This window comes from Aliivibrio sifiae (genome assembly GCF_002954705.1).
Lineage (GTDB): Bacteria > Pseudomonadota > Gammaproteobacteria > Enterobacterales > Vibrionaceae > Aliivibrio > Aliivibrio sifiae_A.
Genome location: NZ_MSCO01000001.1, coordinates 2,187,231 through 2,205,112, shown reverse-complemented (window position 1 = coordinate 2,205,112; position 17,882 = coordinate 2,187,231). Strand labels below are relative to the sequence as shown.

At 39.7% G+C, this 17,882-nt stretch carries 15 protein-coding genes; 9 read left to right on the top strand and 6 right to left on the bottom strand.

From position 1 onward, the window contains the following. Positions 1 to 42 precede the first annotated feature (42 nt). Together BTO22_RS09860 and BTO22_RS09855 are read right to left on the bottom strand one after the other, a co-directional pair. Positions 43 to 783, bottom strand: a complete 741-nt coding sequence (locus tag BTO22_RS09860) for a copper homeostasis protein CutC (protein ID WP_105055321.1) — start codon at positions 781 to 783, stop codon at positions 43 to 45. A 281-nt stretch (positions 784 to 1,064) separates the two neighbouring features. Continuing rightward, the gene (locus tag BTO22_RS09855) at positions 1,065 to 1,673 is read right to left on the bottom strand and encodes a peroxiredoxin C (protein ID WP_060991677.1); all 609 of its coding nucleotides are present in this window, start codon (positions 1,671 to 1,673) and stop codon (positions 1,065 to 1,067) included. A gap of 130 nt (positions 1,674 to 1,803) precedes the next feature. Here BTO22_RS09855 and BTO22_RS09850 point away from each other — a divergent pair, with 130 nt between their 5' ends. The 3 genes from BTO22_RS09850 (at position 1,804) to aceA (ending at position 6,225) form a co-directional block, all read left to right on the top strand. Beyond that, complete coding sequence (locus tag BTO22_RS09850; protein WP_105055320.1) at positions 1,804 to 2,703, top strand: hydrogen peroxide-inducible genes activator; 900 nt, start codon at positions 1,804 to 1,806, stop codon at positions 2,701 to 2,703. Positions 2,704 to 3,277: 574 nt separating this feature from the next. Continuing rightward, positions 3,278 to 4,882, top strand: coding sequence for a malate synthase A (aceB, locus tag BTO22_RS09845; protein WP_105055319.1), 1,605 nt, complete (start codon positions 3,278 to 3,280; stop codon positions 4,880 to 4,882). A gap of 14 nt (positions 4,883 to 4,896) precedes the next feature. Then, a complete protein-coding gene (aceA, locus tag BTO22_RS09840; protein WP_105055318.1) occupies positions 4,897 to 6,225 on the top strand; it encodes an isocitrate lyase in 1,329 nt (442 codons plus the stop codon). Positions 6,226 to 6,330: 105 nt separating this feature from the next. Here aceA and BTO22_RS09835 read toward each other — a convergent pair whose 3' ends face one another. Continuing rightward, a complete protein-coding gene (locus tag BTO22_RS09835) occupies positions 6,331 to 6,774 on the bottom strand; it encodes a CBS domain-containing protein (protein ID WP_105055317.1) in 444 nt (147 codons plus the stop codon). A gap of 243 nt (positions 6,775 to 7,017) precedes the next feature. On the opposite strand from BTO22_RS09835, the gene queA reads away from it, so the two are divergent. From queA to secF, 5 genes are all read left to right on the top strand, one after another. After that, the gene (gene queA / locus BTO22_RS09830) at positions 7,018 to 8,070 is read left to right on the top strand and encodes a tRNA preQ1(34) S-adenosylmethionine ribosyltransferase-isomerase QueA (RefSeq protein ID WP_105055316.1); all 1,053 of its coding nucleotides are present in this window, start codon (positions 7,018 to 7,020) and stop codon (positions 8,068 to 8,070) included. A gap of 196 nt (positions 8,071 to 8,266) precedes the next feature. Beyond that, positions 8,267 to 9,394 carry a tRNA guanosine(34) transglycosylase Tgt gene (tgt, locus tag BTO22_RS09825; RefSeq protein ID WP_105055315.1) on the top strand — a complete coding sequence of 376 codons (1,128 nt, stop codon included), beginning with the start codon at positions 8,267 to 8,269 and terminating at the stop codon, positions 9,392 to 9,394. 91 nt (positions 9,395 to 9,485) lie between these two features. After that, entirely contained in the window at positions 9,486 to 9,818 is a 333-nt protein-coding gene (yajC, locus tag BTO22_RS09820) for a preprotein translocase subunit YajC (protein ID WP_105055314.1), read from the top strand. Between the two features lie 53 nt (positions 9,819 to 9,871). Next, a complete protein-coding gene (secD, locus tag BTO22_RS09815) occupies positions 9,872 to 11,728 on the top strand; it encodes a protein translocase subunit SecD (protein WP_105055313.1) in 1,857 nt (618 codons plus the stop codon). Positions 11,729 to 11,740: 12 nt separating this feature from the next. Then, entirely contained in the window at positions 11,741 to 12,691 is a 951-nt protein-coding gene (secF, locus tag BTO22_RS09810) for a protein translocase subunit SecF (RefSeq protein ID WP_105055312.1), read from the top strand. 73 nt (positions 12,692 to 12,764) lie between these two features. Here the strand turns inward: secF and BTO22_RS09805 are convergent, their stop codons facing one another. From BTO22_RS09805 to map, 3 genes are all read right to left on the bottom strand, one after another. Beyond that, positions 12,765 to 13,145 (bottom strand): DUF3461 family protein, encoded by a 381-nt coding sequence (locus BTO22_RS09805; RefSeq protein ID WP_060991667.1) that lies wholly within the window; start codon positions 13,143 to 13,145, stop codon positions 12,765 to 12,767. 121 nt (positions 13,146 to 13,266) lie between these two features. Then, a complete protein-coding gene (glnD, locus tag BTO22_RS09800; RefSeq protein ID WP_105055311.1) occupies positions 13,267 to 15,888 on the bottom strand; it encodes a bifunctional uridylyltransferase/uridylyl-removing protein GlnD in 2,622 nt (873 codons plus the stop codon). 55 nt (positions 15,889 to 15,943) lie between these two features. Continuing rightward, positions 15,944 to 16,771: a type I methionyl aminopeptidase gene (gene map / locus BTO22_RS09795; RefSeq protein WP_105055310.1), complete on the bottom strand. Its 828-nt coding sequence runs from the start codon at positions 16,769 to 16,771 to the stop codon at positions 15,944 to 15,946. A gap of 356 nt (positions 16,772 to 17,127) precedes the next feature. On the opposite strand from map, the gene rpsB reads away from it, so the two are divergent. Then, positions 17,128 to 17,856: a 30S ribosomal protein S2 gene (gene rpsB, locus BTO22_RS09790; protein WP_105055309.1), complete on the top strand. Its 729-nt coding sequence runs from the start codon at positions 17,128 to 17,130 to the stop codon at positions 17,854 to 17,856. The last annotated feature ends 26 nt before the right edge of the window (positions 17,857 to 17,882 follow it).

The following is a 17,882-nucleotide window of genomic DNA, read 5'->3' as shown; positions in this document are numbered from 1 at the left end:
CAGAGATAATTCTTAGGCCTTTTTATTCGTATTTTAAATTGATTAAATGCTTTGTCTTACCGCATCAATTTTTTTAGAGTCCGTCACCGGGACAATAAAATCATCCAAATCGCCAGCTCCCATCTTCACGCCATCTAATACTAATTTCATTTTACTTGGACGAGTTGATTTACCGGATAGATGAATTTCAGTGACACCGGTCTTTTCTATAATTTCTTTTGCATTGTCAGCAGTGACACCTGCACCTGCTAATATGTCAAAGCGTCCATTGGCGAGTTTTACCATTTCAGATAGGACATCAATACCATCATAAGCATTAGCTGCTAGACCTGATGTCAGAATACGTTCGCATCCAAGCTCTGCAATATTTTCAATCGCTTTTTTATAATTAGAACATTGATCAACAGCACGATGAAAAGTAACGCCTAAATCATTGTCACTGGCTATTTTCATTAAACGAGTAGCAAGAGGCATGTCAATATCGCCATTTGCTTTTAATACACCAAATACGACACCTTGCAGACCGGCTAATTTTGCGGCGTGGATATCTTCAATCATTGCCGATATATCATCGTTGTCATAAAGAAAATCGCCTTGTCGAGGACGGATCATCGCATAAACGGGAATAGAAGAAATAGCGGCGGCTTTTTTCATAAAGCCAAAGCTTGGTGTTAATCCACCCAATGCAAGAGAGGAGCAAAGCTCAATACGATCTGCGCCACCATTAATAGCATTGTGCAGAGATTCTAGATTATCGATACAGACTTCAATTTTAATAGACATGATGTGTAGATAGAAATAATGGAGAATGATTCAGTATAAAGAATATTTAGTTTTAGATGTGTGAAGAGGGCGTCAGAATTACGCGTTAGAACAAAGAGCCCGCTTCCAGTTTTATCAATAGAAAAGAAAAAGCCCTGAAGATAACTTCAGGGCTTTTAGTATTAGGCAAACTTTCTGATTTTAGGCTACTGCGTTTATACGCTTTTAATATTCTAGCCACATGCACCGTTGAGCATCAGGTGCATTCAAGTACTTTTATGCAAAGTACTCTATGTTAGCAATTACTTGCTTAGGTCGTCAGCGTGTTCAGATAGGAATGCTGCAACACCTTTTGGAGATGCGTCCATACCTGCTTTGCCTTCTTCCCATTGTGCTGGACAAACTTCACCATTCTTCTCGTGGAAGTTTAGTGCGTCAACCATACGTAGCATTTCGTCGATGTTACGACCTAAAGGAAGATCGTTAACTACTTGGTGACGAACAAGGCCGTCAGCATCGATTAGGAAAGAACCACGGAAAGCAACACCAGCTTCTGGATGCTCAACGTCGTATGCTTTACAGATTTCGTGCTTAACGTCAGCAACTAGAGGGTACTTAACTTGACCAATGCCGCCATCTTCGATAGCAGTGTTACGCCATGCGTTGTGAGAGAATTGTGAATCGATAGAGATACCAATTACTTCAGCGCCTTTAGCTTGGAAATCAGCTAGACGGTTGTCAAAAGCGATTAACTCTGAAGGACAAACGAAAGTGAAGTCTAGTGGGTAGAAGAATACTACCGCTTTCTTACCTTTAGTGAATTCTGCGAAGTTGAAGTTATCAACGATTTCACCGTTACCTAGAACAGCTGCAGCAGTAAAGTCTGGTGCTTGACGACCTACTAGTACCATTTTTGAATCTCCTAAAAATTAGATTTCCCAAACTTCGTGTTTGGCTTTGTGTTTCAACAGGACAAACTATAGTACAAAAGGTATGATTGAAAAAAGCGAATTAAATAGATTGATGTAATCGAGAAAAACGATGAACAAATGGCCTTCATTAAAACAGTTACACTACTTTATTACTCTGCATGAGACTCGCCATTTTGGTGAAGCAGCAGAACGATGCTTTGTCAGCCAATCAACATTAAGTAAAGGGATACAAAACCTTGAAGAATTAATTGGTTGCTCATTGTATGAGAGAGATAAAAAGACATTAGTTTTTACCCCTATTGGTGAAAAAGTCGTTGAACAAGGACGAGAGTTATTAGCGAAAGGACAAGACTTAATCGAATTAGGATCCTTGTGCCAAGGTGATGCAATGCAAGGGCAACTACGTGTTGGTTGTATTCCAACTATTGCCCCATTTTTGTTGTGCGACCTAGTTCAAGAAGTGAATCAAACCTATCCACAATTGACGCTACTATTAAGAGAGGACACCACAACCAATTTATTAGCGGCGTTGAGACAAGGTCAGTTGGATGTTCTTATTCTTGCTTTGCCTGTTGATATCGGTGGGATGGAGAGCCTAATTGTAGGGCATGACCCGTTTAAGATGGTCATAAGTAAAGATCAAGCGCGCTCAATTTCCACTCCGATTCGTTATGATGATCTTCCTGATGAATACGTCTTTTTATTAGAGAAAGAGCACTGTTTAACGGAACATGCTGTCTCTGCATGTAAATTGACGAAAAAAGAAAAAATTAATCCATTCACGGCAACCAGTCTGCATACTTTAGTTCAGATGGTTGCAAATGGATTAGGTACTACCTTTATTCCTCAAATGGCGATTAAACATGGTTTATTAGATAACCAAAACCTTGTGGTGGTTGAGCCTCCGGGTCAAGAAGCGTCGAGAGCTATTGGCTTAGTTTGGCGCCCAAGCTCTTCTCGTTTACAGGCTTTTCATCAGCTGGCTGATATTGTTAAGCATATTTTATAGCTTTATTTTTGTACTTAAGGCACTTATTTATTGATTTAAATAGGTGCCTTTCTACTTTTGAATAATAGGGCAATTAGTGACCGGATTCTCACTTTTCTATATTTCTTATCAAACAGATCTGACCAGTTTATTTCTTCTCTTCTTGTTGTATATCGCCACTTTCTTTTTACTCTTCTCTAAATAAGATCAAGTGTAATCATTTTTTTATGCTATCCCGCTGTTTTCTTTGTGAAATTAAAACTGTGAATTTTACATGTTCAATTTTACAAGTTTAATTTGTGTAATTTTACAACGTAAATAGCAGATCATTTCCTGATGGTTATGTTATCAGTTTGTAATAATTAAACTTTGACAATTCTCTTTATAGAGCATTTACTCACAACTCAACTTTCTGATTTATGTCGACATCTTATTGAAATATCAAGGCAGTATTAGCCTTTAGTAGGGGTTGTAATTCATTCGCTCTTTCGAGAATGTAATAGACGTAAACAGCAAGAACGATAAATAGGATGAAACATGAATACTGATTCGTAGTGTTTTAGTTACAAATGTAATTTTGCCGGAGGCGCAGACCATGACAGATACCATGACGACGAAAGAACAAGAATTATCCATTATTGGGCCGAGTCTTCCTCAAGTTGATGAAGTATTAAGTGCAGGAGCGATTCGCTTTCTTACCCATCTTGTCGAAAAGTTTGCGCATCGAGTTCCTGAACTTTTAGAAACCCGCAAAGTAAGACAGCGAAAAATAGACGCAGGACAACTGCCCGATTTTTTAACGGAAACACGTTCAATCCGAGAATCTAAATGGAGTATTCAAGGTATTCCAAGTGATCTTCAAGACCGACGTGTTGAGATCACAGGCCCAACAGACAGAAAGATGGTAATTAATGCATTGAATGCAAATGTAAAAGTATTCATGGCTGATTTTGAAGATTCACTCGCACCGTCATGGGAGGCGGTACTTAATGGTCAGATTAATCTTCGAGATGCAATGAACGGCACAATCCAATACACCACCCCTCAAATTCAAAAGGTATATCAGCTTAAGCAAGATCCTGCGGTATTAATTTGTCGTGTACGTGGTCTGCATCTTCCTGAAAAGCACGTACAGTTTAATGGTGTTGCTATTCCCGGAGCTTTGTTTGATTTTGCGCTTTATTTCTATCACAACTACCAGGCGTCATTAAAAAAAGGCAGTGGCCCGTACTTCTATCTTCCTAAACTACAAGCCTACCAAGAAACGGCGTGGTGGAGTGATGTATTTACCTTTGCTGAGCGTGAGTTTGGTTTAAAGCAAGGTACGATTAAAGCGACAGTATTGATTGAAACCTTACCTGCTGTGTTTGAAATGGATGAGATCCTATACAGCTTAAAAGAGCACATTGTTGGTTTAAATTGTGGCCGATGGGATTACATTTTTAGCTACATTAAAACCTTAAAAAATCATCCAGATCGCGTGCTACCTGATCGCCAAGTGGTGACCATGGAAAAACCGTTTTTAAATGCCTATTCACGATTACTGATCAGAACGTGTCACCGAAGAGGAGCGTTTGCGATGGGAGGAATGGCCGCCTTTATCCCATCGAAAGATCCGGTAAAAAATGATTGGGTATTAAATAAAATTCAAACCGATAAATCACTGGAAGTCAATAATGGGCACGACGGTACTTGGGTTGCTCATCCTGGGCTAGCTGATACTGCAAGAGCGGAATTTGACAAGGTTTTAGGCTCGCGGATCAACCAGCTGGATATTAGCCGAGAGAATGACCATCCAATTACCGCAGAAGAATTATTAGCACCTTGTGAAGGAGAGAGAACAGAAGAGGGCATGCGACATAACATTCGTGTGGCAGTTCAATATATTGAAGCGTGGATAACTGGAAATGGTTGCGTGCCTATTTATGGATTAATGGAAGATGCTGCAACGGCAGAAATATCACGAACGTCTATTTGGCAATGGATACAACATGGGAAAACCTTAGATACAGGCGCTGTTGTAACGGCTGATTTGTTTAGAACCATGTTATTAGAAGAGATGAAAGTTATTGAACAAGAATTGGGAACAGAACGCTTTGATTCTGGCCAATTTACTCAAGCAGCAAAACTGATGGAGCAATTGACCACCAGTGATCAACTAACAGACTTTTTAACACTACCTGGCTATGAATACTTATAAGAGAGGGAACTATTATGACGACATTTAAACCGCAAACTCGCCAACAACAAATTGATGCATTGGAAAAAGACTGGGCAGAAAATCCACGTTGGGATGGAGTAACTCGTCCTTATACCGCTGAAGAAGTTATTAACCTTCGAGGATCTTTTGCACCAGAAAATACCATTGCACAAAAAGGGGCTGACAGGCTATGGGAGCTGGTGAATGGCTCATCAAAAAAAGGGTATGTAAATTGTCTTGGCGCTCTAACGGGTGGACAAGCAGTCCAACAAGCGAAGGCGGGAATTGAAGCTATTTATTTGTCAGGTTGGCAAGTAGCAGCGGATAACAACACCGCGTCGACCATGTACCCAGACCAATCGCTATACCCGGTAGATTCGGTACCTTCGGTAGTGAAACGTATTAATAATGCCTTCCGTCGTGCGGATCAAATTCAATGGTCAACAGGAACTACACCTGAAGAGGGAATTGATTATTTTCTTCCGATTGTTGCCGATGCAGAAGCCGGTTTTGGTGGTGTACTTAATGGCTATGAGTTGATGCGTAATATGATTGAATCAGGTGCGGCTGGGGTTCACTTTGAAGATCAGTTAGCGTCAGTAAAAAAATGTGGTCACATGGGAGGCAAAGTATTAGTACCAACTCAAGAAGCGGTTCAAAAACTGGTAGCTGCACGACTAGCAGCCGATGTGGCAGGCACAACGACATTGGTTATTGCAAGAACCGATGCTAATGCCGCAGATTTGCTAACCTCAGATTGTGATCCTTATGATCAAGAGTTCATCGAAGGTGAGCGTTCAGCTGAAGGTTTCTATAAAGTGACCGCAGGTATTGATCAAGCCATTTCTCGTGGTCTGGCGTATTCACCTTATGCTGATTTAGTGTGGTGTGAAACCGCAACGCCATGTTTAGAAGAAGCGCGTAAATTTGCAGAGGCGATTCATGCAGAGTATCCAGATCAACTGTTAGCCTATAACTGTTCGCCGTCGTTTAACTGGGAGAAAAATCTGGATTCAGAAACGATTGCTAAGTTCCAACAAGAGCTGGCAGATATGGGCTATAAATACCAGTTTATTACGTTAGCGGGTATTCATAACATGTGGTTTAACATGTTTGAACTAGCGCACTCTTATGCACAAGGTGAGGGAATGCGTCATTATGTTGAAATGGTTCAACGTAAAGAGTTTGAAGCAGCGGATAAGGGCTATACTTTTGTTGCACACCAACAAGAGGTCGGTACAGGCTACTTTGATAAGATGACAAATACCATTCAAGGTGGCAATTCATCAGTGACCGCACTAACAGGCTCAACAGAAGAAGAGCAATTTAAAACGAACGCATAACTGTTTTAATTTAAGATATTCAAATAATAAGAAAGGTTGGTATTATCACGTTTAGGGAGAATGGAGTCTCCCTTTCTTTTTCTACTTATATTGAAAGTTAACTGATTATTCATCAAGTTCCATAGGGTCAACTTCTTCTTGTAATTCTAATAAGTTAATGGCGATAGTTACAAAATCTGAATCAGTAATAATTCCTACCAACTTCCCTCGGTCAACAACGGGCAAACATCCTACTTTGTGTTTTTGCATAAACAATGCTGCAGATTTTAATCCACCATGTGGAGAAACGCTCATGATGTTTTCATGCATGATGTCATTAAGTGGAATGCTTAAAGCAGATATTTCTTCTAGTGTTGGTTTTTCTAAACATGACGTTTGAGCTGATAATAAATCACGCTGAGTAACTAACCCTACGAGTGCACCTTCAGTATCTACGATGGGAATATGCCTAATACCATGCTCATCCATTAATGCTTTGGCATCTTCTAGTGAGTTGGAACGAAGCAAAGTATGAGGATGAGTTGTCATCATGTCATTAACGGTAAACATAGCGTGCTCCTGCAATCTATAAGTTCTTTTTTAAATATAGAATGAGAACGAATAAAAAAGTGCGAACTAGATAGCGATTTGAAGAGATAAACATATTGATGCGACTTTCTCTGTTTAAAGTCAAATTCATTAATTAAAGTGCTAATTTTTTCAAAATTTGAGAGGTATATTGCTTCATCCCTTGCTATTGCTCTGGGCGTGAATATACTACTCTGTCTGCCATTTTTGATGAAGAACTAAACCATGCAAGTATCCGATTTCCACTTTGAATTACCCGATGAACTAATTGCTCGTTATCCTCAACCTGAGCGTACGGCAAGCCGCCTATTACATTTAAATGGTAATAGCGGAGAATTAGTTGATGGTCAGTTTACTGATGTTCTTGATTTAGTGCAGAGCGGTGATCTTGTTGTTTTCAATAATACTCGAGTTATTCCTGCGCGTATGTTTGGTGTAAAAGCCTCTGGCGGGAAGCTAGAAGTATTAGTTGAGCGTGTACTTGATGAACATTCAGTGTTGGCTCACGTTCGTTGTTCTAAATCACCAAAACCTGGAAACCAACTGTGGTTAGGTGAGAACCAAGAATACGAAGCAGAGATGGTTGCTCGTCACGATACCTTATTTGAAATTCGTTTCACTTCTGAAAAGAAAGTATTAGATATTTTGGATGAAATTGGTCATATGCCACTTCCTCCATATATTGATCGTCCGGATGAAGACGCGGATAAAGAACGCTACCAAACGGTTTATAACGAAAAGCCGGGTGCTGTTGCTGCTCCAACCGCAGGTTTACACTTTGATACAGACATTTTAGAAAAAATGAAAGCAAAAGGCGTAGAATTTGCCTACGTTACGCTTCATGTCGGTGCGGGTACATTCCAACCGGTTCGTGTTGATAATATTTTAGAACACCACATGCATTCTGAATACGCTGAAGTCTCTCAAGAAGTCGTTGATGCAGTTAATGCAACTAAGGCTCGTGGTGGCCGTGTGATTTCTGTTGGTACAACCTCTGTGCGTTCTTTAGAAAGTGCAGCCCAACATGCATTAAAACAAGGGACAGAGTTAGCGCCGTTTTTTGATGATACTGAAATTTTTATTTACCCAGGATACGAGTTCCAAGTTGTTGACGCATTGGTGACAAATTTCCACTTGCCTGAGTCTACACTTATCATGCTTGTAAGTGCTTTTGCTGGTTATGAAAATACGATGAAAGCGTATGAGCAAGCGGTGAATAATAAATATCGTTTCTTTAGCTATGGTGATGCGATGTTTATTACAAAAAAGACAGCGTAATTAATGTAAGCTAATACATTATATAAATTCAAATTTCACTCATGGAATCAGTGAAATAGGAAAACTGGATGTTTTCAACTAGGTTAGCGGTAAAGTAAATAGAACGATTGTTAATCTAGCGGTGCATCATTAACCCTATTAGTGAATGCAAATTAAATAAATTGTCAGATTGTTTCTCTGGCTTATCGGAGGTTTCGTGAAGTACGAACTACTGAAAAAACAAGGTCGCGCACGTCGTGGTCAATTACAATTTGACCGTGGTACGGTTGAAACTCCAGCATTTATGCCAGTAGGTACTTACGGTACTGTTAAAGGCATGACTCCTGAAGAAGTTAAAGATACAGGTGCTGAAATCTTATTGGGTAACACATTCCATTTATGGTTGCGTCCTGGTCAAGAGATTATGAAGCTACACGGTGACTTACATGATTTCATGAACTGGAAAGGCCCAATCTTAACGGATTCAGGCGGTTTCCAAGTATTTAGTCTTGGTAAGACACGTAAGATCACTGAAGAGGGTGTTCATTTCCGTAGCCCTGTAAACGGTGACAAGGTCTTTATGGATGCTGAGAAATCAATGCAAATCCAATACGATCTTGGTTCTGACGTCGTTATGATTTTTGATGAATGTACTCCGTACCCTGCAACGCATGACGAAGCACGTATCTCAATGGAGCGTTCTATTCGTTGGGCTGACCGTAGTCGTAACGAGTTTGATCGTCAAGAAAACCCGAATGCACTGTTTGGTATCGTTCAAGGTGGTGTATACGAAGATCTACGTGATGTTTCTGTTGAAGCGTTAACTAAGATTGGTTTTGATGGTTATGCTGTTGGTGGCCTAGCAGTAGGTGAACCAAAAGAAGATATGCACCGCATTTTAGAGCATACATGTCCACAATTACCTGAAGATAAGCCACGATACCTAATGGGTGTTGGTAAACCAGAAGATTTGGTTGAAGGTGTTCGTCGTGGTATTGATATGTTTGACTGTGTTATGCCAACGCGAAATGCACGTAATGGTCACCTATTTGTGACTGGCGGTGTGATCAAGATCCGTAATGCGAAACATAAAACAGATACAACACCACTAGATCCTGAATGTGATTGTTATACTTGTCAGAATTACAGCAAGTCTTACTTACATCATTTAGATCGCTGTAATGAAATTTTAGGTGCGCGTTTAAATACGATTCATAACCTACGTTATTATCAACGTATTATGGCGAGCATCCGTAAGGCTCTGGAAGAAGAACGTTTTGAGCAGTTCGTAGAAGAATTCTACGCACGTCGCGATCGTGAAGTTCCACCATTAAAAGACCTTTAAAAACAGAGTTATCACCCATATATCTAAAGGATATGTGTATGGTCACATTTTAGAAATTGGACATTAAAATTAGATACGAGGACGTTATTAAATGAATTTTTTCTCTCAGGCTCATGCAGCTGGTGAAGCAGCGCCACAAGGCGGTGGTATGCAAATGTTTATCATGCTTGGTATGTTTGCTGTTATCTTCTACTTTATGATCTATCGCCCACAAGCGAAACGTCAAAAAGAACACAAAAACCTAATGTCTTCTATGGGCAAAGGTGATGAAGTCCTTACTGCAGGCGGTTTAGTGGGTAAAATCACTAAAGTATCTGAAGAAAATGATTACATCGTAATTGAGCTTAATGCGAATAACGAAGTAACTATTAAGAAAGATTTTGTTTCAGCGGTTCTGCCAAAGGGCACACTGAAATCACTATAAAAATTGTACCCCCTAGTTTCGGCTAGGGGGTATTTTTCGTTAAGGACATCGCTGTGCTAAACCGTTTCCCTTTATGGAAGTATTTGATGGTAATCTCTGTATTACTAATCTCAGCTCTCTATGCACTTCCAAACCTTTATGGTGAAGATCCAGCCGTTCAAATCACGGGTAGTCGTGGTACTGAGGTTCAGACCTCTACGCTGGATGTTGTCGCTGAAAATTTAAAAAACAATGACATTGCTTATAAGTCGATTGCATTCGAAAATGGCAGTGTACTTGTTCGCTTTAATGATACTGATTCTCAAATCAGTGCTCGAGATATTATCAATCAATCACTAGGTAAAGATTACGTAGTGGCGCTAAACCTTGCAGCATTAACTCCTGATTGGCTAACTTCTATTGGTGCTGCTCCAATGAAGCTAGGTCTTGACCTTCGTGGCGGTGTTCACTTCTTAATGGAAGTGGATATGGACGCGGCAATGAGTAAACTTATTGGTCAACAAGAAGAATCTTTCCGTACCGATTTACGTGAAGCAAAAATTCGTTACCGCGCGATTCGTGAATCAGGGAAAGATGCTGTTGAAGTCGTTTTACGTAATGAAGAGCAATTAGCTGAAGCAAAAAAATTATTGTCTGATGCTCATCGTGATATGACTTTTGTAGATTCAGAATCTAATGGTCAATTTAAGCTTGTTGCTAAGTTTACAGATCAACGTTTGCAAGAGATTCGTAATTATGCCGTTGAGCAAAATATTACGATTATCCGTAACCGTGTTAACGAACTTGGTGTGGCAGAGCCTCTAGTTCAGCGCCAAGGCGCTAGCCGCATCGTAGTTGAATTACCTGGTGTACAAGATACTGCTCGTGCAAAAGAAATCTTAGGTGCAACAGCAACGCTTGAATTCCGTGAAGTGGATGATAAAGCAGATTTAGCTGCGGCAGCAAATGGTCGTGCGCCAGCGGGTAGCGAGATTAAAGAAGATCGTAATGGTCGTCCTGTTGTTCTGAAAAAACGTATTATTCTTGGCGGTGCAAGCATTACAGATGCAAGCTCAAGTGCTGATGAATATGGTCGTCCACAAGTTAACATATCACTAGACAGTGAGGGTGGTAGCAAGATGACGGCATTCTCTCGTAAAAATATCGGTAAGCTAATGGCTACGGTATTTACAGAGTATAAAGACAGTGGTCGTCGTACGCCTGAAGGTCGAGTGATTCTATCTAAAACAGAAGAAGTGATTAACCAAGCGACGATTCAGTCTGCGTTAGGTCGTAGCTTCCGAATTACTGGTATTGATTCTCAAGCTGAAGCTCATAACCTTGCGTTATTACTTCGTGCTGGTGCGTTAATTGCCCCAATTTCGATTGTTGAAGAACGTACGATCGGTCCATCAATGGGTCAACAAAACATTGATATGGGTATTCAGGCATGTATCTGGGGTATGGTTGCAGTAATGCTGTTTACTCTGGTTTACTACCGTGGCTTTGGTTTGGTTGCTAACTTAGCGCTTGCTGCTAACTTGGTATTAATTATTGGTGTTATGTCGATGATTCCAGGTGCGACAATGACCTTACCTGGTATTGCCGGTATCGTATTAACCGTAGGTATGGCGGTGGATGCAAACGTACTTATCTTTGAGCGGATCCGTGAAGAGTTAAGAGACGGACGTAATCCACAACAAGCGATTCACCAAGGTTATGCTAACGCATTTAGTACGATTGCGGATGCAAATATTACAACACTAATTACAGCAATTATTCTGTTTGCTGTGGGTACTGGTGCGATTAAAGGCTTCGCGGTAACGCTGTCTATTGGTATTTTAACATCAATGTTTACTGCGATTGTTGGTACTCGTTGTGTGATTAATTTAGTTTACGGCGGCAAGCGCGTAGACAAGCTGTCGATCTAAGGACTCATTATTATGTTTCAATTAATGAAAGCAGAGAAAACGATCGACTTTATGCGTTGGTCTAAGCCTGCCTTTTTCTTTTCAATGTTGATGATTGTTGCTTCAATTGCGACACTTTCAACAAAGTGGTTGAATTGGGGGTTAGATTTTACAGGCGGTACTTTAATTGAAGTTGGTTTTGAGCAACCTGCTCAATTAACTGATATTCGCGGTGCACTAGAAGCAAAAGGCTTTGGTGATGCAACGGTACAAAATTTTGGTACTGCTCGTGATGTCATTGTTCGTCTTCAACCTCGTGATGGGATTAAAGGAGAAGAACTAGGTAACCAAATCATCAGTGCAATCAAAGAAGGTACTGGCGATCAAGTTGAGATGCGTCGTATTGAGTTTGTTGGTCCAAATGTGGGTGATGAACTAACTGAAGCGGGGGGGTTAGCGATCCTTGTTTCTTTGTTATGTATCTTGGCTTACGTTTCAATGCGCTTCCAATGGCGTTTAGCCGCGGGTGCGGTATTGGCATTGGCGCACGATATTATCATTACATTAGGTATTTTTTCATTCTTACAGATTGAAGTAGATTTAACGATTATTGCAGCATTACTAACGGTAGTCGGTTATTCCTTGAATGATACTATTGTTGTATTTGACCGGATCCGTGAAAACTTCTTGAAGATGCGTAAAGGTGAACCTGAAGACATAATGAATGATTCAATTACTCAAACATTAAGCCGTACGTTGATAACATCAGCAACGACTCTGTTTGTAGTTATCGCATTGTTCACTCAAGGTGGTGCAATGATTCATGGTTTTGCTCTTGCATTACTATTGGGTATTACGATTGGTACGTATTCTTCTATCTATGTCGCTTCTGCGCTTGCTCTTAAATTAGGTATCACTCGTGAGCACCTAATGCCAACCCCTGTTGATAAAGAAGGTGAAGAAGAATTTGAGCAAATGCCTTAACTGGTAATGTGTATATTCTACTGATAAAAAATGGACCTTAATTGGTCCATTTTTTATCACATAAAAAGCAGTGTTAAAGCTTATCTAGATCCCGTTCGATTTCTTCAATTTTACTTGCTACAACTTTTTCTAAGTGACGAAGATCTTTAAGGATTTTCTTTTTCACATCCGCAGGAGTTTCTTTTTCTGGGCGTGTAATTTTATTAAGCTCATCAATGATTAATGTTAGGTTACGGTTAATCTCGGTGGTTTCTTTATAACGATGGCTACCACTATCAACTAAGACATTTTTTACTTGGCGTGGGTATTTAAATTTTACGCTTTTAGCGAATAATTCACCTTTCTGTTTACCAAAATAAATTTTAAGTACGTCTTTATGTGCTTCTTGACGCAAAGAGTAACGCTCAATTTTTTCGGGTTCTGAAATTCCAAGGCTAACTAAGTGTGGGTACATGGTTTACTCCATTGTTATTATCTTGTTGCTTCAATCTTCATCTAAGATAACGAATATAACAAATAGCGTTAAAGAAACTTGTGGGGTAGATCCGTTAAGTTTAAATAGGGCACTTTAAATATTAGTTTATTAGATTATCAACATTTTCAATGAGCGCAGTTTTTAATTCATCTTGTTTTTCTTCATCAAGCCGACCGCCTGTCTCTGACGTTAAAATAAAGAGATCTTCCGCACGCTCACCTATAGTGGTGATCTTTGCAGCATGAAGGTTCACGCCTAAACGTGCAAAAGTGGCTCCTACCGTAGCTAATAATCCTGGCGTATCTAGTGCTACAAATTCCATTAAAGTACGCTTTCCCGTTTTAGTTGGAAGAAACTCCATACGAGTTTTTACCGTAAAATGTTGTAGTTGTCGGGGGGGACGACGAGTCTTGATGTGTGTTTCTTGAGTTTCCAGTTCTACAGCGTACAACTGGTCAATTAAACGTTGCTGTCTATCCTCATCAATAGGATTGTCATTTTGGTCAAGAACCATAAAAGTATCAAGAGCATAACCGTCTTTGCTTGACATAATTTGAGCATCATAAATGGTAATGCTTCGTCGATCTAATTCTGCAGCGACGGTTGCAAAAAGGTGTGCCTGATCTTTACTATAAATGAAAATTTCCGTGCCACCGCGCGTTGGACTTTTACTGATAAGTATCAGCGATTTTTCTTTGTCTGAATGATTAAGAAGATTACTTGCATGCCATGTAATCTGTTGATGTGTATGGCGTAAGAAATAATCAGCTTTAAATCGGCGCCATAGATCTTCTACTTGCCATTGGGTAAAGCCTTCTGCTCGTAGTTGTGCAGAGGCCATGTGTTGATTATGGCGGATACGATCACGCATATCAGGTGGGTTTTCTAAACCACGACGTAGTGCTCGCTGTGTTGCATTATATAAATCAGCAATAAGTGTTCGCTTCCAACTATTCCAAAGATCTGGGTTAGTTGCACTGATATCTGCGACAGTAAGGCACACTAAATAATCTAAACGCTCTTCATCTCTAACGTGTTTTGCAAACTCAGTAATAACATCAGGATCATAAATATCACGGCGTTGAGCAGTTACAGACATGAGTAGGTGACTTTTTACTAGCCAAGCAACAAGGTTTGCTTCTGGTTTTGATAACCCATGTTCAATACAAAACTCATAGGCATCAACAGCGCCAAGTTCTGAATGATCGCCTCCTCGGCCTTTTGCTATATCATGAAAAATAGCCGCGATAATCAACAGCTCTTTTTTTATTATTTTTGGATAAACTTCACAACATATAGGGTGCTTTTTTCTGTTTTCAGGTTCTGAAAATGTATTAATGTGCTTTAGCAATCGCATACTATGTTCATCTACTGTATACGCGTGAAATAAATCAAATTGCATTTGACCTACTATCTGACTCCATTGTGGTAAATAGGCAGAAAGTACGCCTAATCGATGCATAACACTGAATGCTTTATGAAGTGCGTTAGGATGCTGAGTTAAGGTGATGAACTTATCTCTTGCTTCTGGTATTTCACATAAAAAACGATTGAGTCTACGACGTGCCGTACGTAATTGACGCATTGTTGGTGGTGCGACACCATCAATTGTTGAATCATTAGCGATAAGTAAAAACATATCAAGAATAGTATCAGGGCGAGCTTGAAATAAAGCGGGTTTTCTTGCCTCTATTAAGCGTCCACGACGTTGGAAGTCATCGTTGATAATAATCGCTTCTTCTTGCTCACCTTGATGGATAATTGCTTCGTCAAAAATCTTTAATAGCATGCTATTGAGTTCAGCAACACGACGTAACGTTCGATAGAACTCTTTCATCATACGCTCTACACCACGGTTTCCGTCACCAATGAACCCTAAGCGTTCAGCAACTTGAGGTTGATGTCCAAAGGTTAATCTATTGTCGTAACGTTTTAATTCAATATGCAAGGCAAAACGAACACGCCATAGAAATTCTTGGCATTCAACTAATTCTCGGTATTCTGCATCCGTTAAAAATCCAGCTTGGCTCATTTCTAAAAGAGAGGTTGCCCCAAAGTGACGGCGAGCAATCCAACTGAGTGTATGAATATCTCGCAACCCTCCTGGACTTGATTTGATATCAGGTTCTAAGTTATATGTTGTATCGTGATAACGGCTATGACGTTTTTTTTGTTCATCTATTTTGGCTTGATAGAAAGCTTCACTAGGCCAAAAACTATCTGAATGAATGTTCAGCTTTAATTGATGAGCAAACTCTTTATCACCACAAATATAGCGTGCTTCCTGTAAATTAGTTGCAACGGTTAAATCACTTTTTCCTATTTCAATACACTCATCTAAAGAGCGAACACTATGACCAATTTCTAATTTTAAATCCCAAAGTAAGGTGACGAATTCGCTGGTTTTTTGACAGAAGGATTCACTTAGATTGTCATTATTTAAAATTAAAATATCAATGTCAGATAAAGGGTGAAGCTCACTGCGACCATACCCACCAACGGCAATTAGCGTTGTATTTGATAATTGATTAAATCCGAAGAAAGACCATAAGCGAGACAGCAATTGGTCAAAGTAATGAGAGCGTTCAAAGACTAAATCAGAAACAGGAACATTGTGTTGGAATGCGTTGACTTGATATTGAGAGAAGAGAGCGAGTTGTTGCTTTAATTCAGCAATTGTCAGTTGTTGATCAGATAAGGTAAGAGGAGATGTATAATTCATAGCAATCCCTGCTGATAAAAAAACAGAAGACCGAAGTCTTCTGTTTATTTCATTATTATTTGTTATTCATGTGTCGAGGAATAGTTTCTTCAGCGCGAAGTGTTAATACTTCACAACCAGTTTCGGTAACCAAAATGGTATGTTCCCATTGTGCTGTATTTTTACCGTCACCAGTATAAACTGTCCAACCATCGTTATCATCCTGCAGACAACCAAATTTACCTAAGTTGATCATTGGCTCGATAGTGAATGTCATGCCAGCTTTTAACACTGTGCGGTCATTATTTTTGTAATGAACAACTTGTGGTTCTTCGTGGAACTGAGAACCAATACCATGACCGCAGTAATCACGAACAATTGAACATTTAGGTGTTGTGCCTTTAATGTATTTTTGAATTGCAGTGCCAATTTCACCCAGTTTTACACCAGGTTTTACTTTACGCATACCTACATACAGGCTTTCTTGTGCAATTAAGCATAGACGTTTATCTGTAGAGCTAACGTCACCAACCAAAAACATTTTTGAAGTATCGCCATGATAACCATCTTTGATTACAGTAATGTCGATGTTAAGAATATCACCATCTTTTAGTACTGCTGGCTTAGTGAAACCATTGTATTGCTCATCTTGTGTAGCTGGAATGCCGTGACACACAATGTGATTGATTGAGGTACAAATAGATTTAGGAAAACCATGGTAGTTTAGTGGTGCAGGGATCGCACCTTGTACTTCAGTAATATGCTTATGGCAAATTTGGTCAAGTTCTTCAGTTGTTACCCCTGCTTTTACGAAGGGTTCAATCATTTCAAGTACTTCTGCGGCTAATTGGCCGGCAACGCGCATTTTTTCAATTTCTGCAGCGTTTTTAATATTTACTGACATGGGCTTTTCTCTATCTAAAAATAAATCGTTCTGGTTAAACGATAATTATTCTTAGTTTACCTAGGGTATGTTTATCTTTCAATATGAAGAAGAGTGAAAAATCATTCTTGGTTGAAAGGGAGTCAGAATGATTTTTTTGAAAATAGTAGATTTTAGCGGCGTTTTTATGGTATAAAGCGCGCCGGATTGATGAACAATTTGTTCTCAATACCGACAATACTTTAATTTTAAATCACACACATACCGTCACGCTGTCCGGGGTGCTCAACTTTTTGATTGTTTCAATCAAATGGTTAGGGTCGGATTACAAGCGGGGTATGTGGAGGCTTAACCCCATTTAATAGAGGAATTCTCAAATGGCAACTGTATCAATGCGCGATATGCTTAAAGCTGGTGTTCACTTCGGTCACCAAACTCGTTACTGGAACCCAAAAATGAAGCCATTCATCTTTGGTGCTCGTAATAAAGTTCATATCATCAACTTAGAAAAAACGGTACCAATGTTCAACGAAGCTTTAGCAGAACTTGCTAAAATCGGTAGCAAAAAAGGTAAAGTTCTTTTTGTTGGTACTAAGCGCGCTGCATCTGAAGCTGTTAAAGAAGCTGCAATCAACAGTGACCAGTACTACGTGAACAACCGTTGGTTAGGCGGCATGCTTACTAACTTTAAAACTGTTCGTCAGTCTATCAAGCGTTTAAAAGAATTCGAAGTTCAATCTCAAGACGGTACTTTTGAGAAGATCACTAAGAAAGAAGCGCTTATGCGTACACGTAGCATGGAAAAACTAGAGAAATCTCTAGGTGGTATCAAAAACATGAACGGTCTTCCAGACGCGTTATTTGTTATCGATGCTGACCATGAGCACATTGCAGTTAAAGAAGCAAACAACCTAGGTATCCCAGTATTTGCTGTTGTTGATACTAACTCAAACCCAGATGGCGTTGACTACATTATCCCAGGTAACGATGACGCAATCCGCGCTATCCAACTTTACCTGAACGCTGCTGCTGATTCTGTAAAGTCTGGTCGTAACCAAGACGTTGCAGCTGTAGCTGAAAAAGACGGTTTCGTAGAAGCTGAGTAATTTTTCGACTCGTCGAATTATTATTT

Excerpts from the sequence above, each read along its gene's own strand:
- BTO22_RS09805 (WP_060991667.1), bottom strand. The coding sequence starts at position 13,145 with ATGTACCCACACTTAGTTAGCCTTGGAATTTCAGAACCCGAAAAAATT.
- secF (WP_105055312.1), top strand. The coding sequence starts at position 11,741 with ATGTTTCAATTAATGAAAGCAGAGAAAACGATCGACTTTATGCGTTGG.
- BTO22_RS09855 (WP_060991677.1), bottom strand. The coding sequence starts at position 1,673 with ATGGTACTAGTAGGTCGTCAAGCACCAGACTTTACTGCTGCAGCTGTT.
- aceA (WP_105055318.1), top strand. The coding sequence starts at position 4,897 with ATGACGACATTTAAACCGCAAACTCGCCAACAACAAATTGATGCATTG.
- map (WP_105055310.1), bottom strand. The coding sequence starts at position 16,771 with ATGTCAGTAAATATTAAAAACGCTGCAGAAATTGAAAAAATGCGCGTT.
- queA (WP_105055316.1), top strand. The coding sequence starts at position 7,018 with ATGCAAGTATCCGATTTCCACTTTGAATTACCCGATGAACTAATTGCT.
- BTO22_RS09860 (WP_105055321.1), bottom strand. The coding sequence starts at position 783 with ATGTCTATTAAAATTGAAGTCTGTATCGATAATCTAGAATCTCTGCAC.
- rpsB (WP_105055309.1), top strand. The coding sequence starts at position 17,128 with ATGGCAACTGTATCAATGCGCGATATGCTTAAAGCTGGTGTTCACTTC.
- glnD (WP_105055311.1), bottom strand. The coding sequence starts at position 15,888 with ATGAATTATACATCTCCTCTTACCTTATCTGATCAACAACTGACAATT.
- BTO22_RS09835 (WP_105055317.1), bottom strand. The coding sequence starts at position 6,774 with ATGTTTACCGTTAATGACATGATGACAACTCATCCTCATACTTTGCTT.
- yajC (WP_105055314.1), top strand. The coding sequence starts at position 9,486 with ATGAATTTTTTCTCTCAGGCTCATGCAGCTGGTGAAGCAGCGCCACAA.
- BTO22_RS09850 (WP_105055320.1), top strand. The coding sequence starts at position 1,804 with ATGAACAAATGGCCTTCATTAAAACAGTTACACTACTTTATTACTCTG.
- aceB (WP_105055319.1), top strand. The coding sequence starts at position 3,278 with ATGACAGATACCATGACGACGAAAGAACAAGAATTATCCATTATTGGG.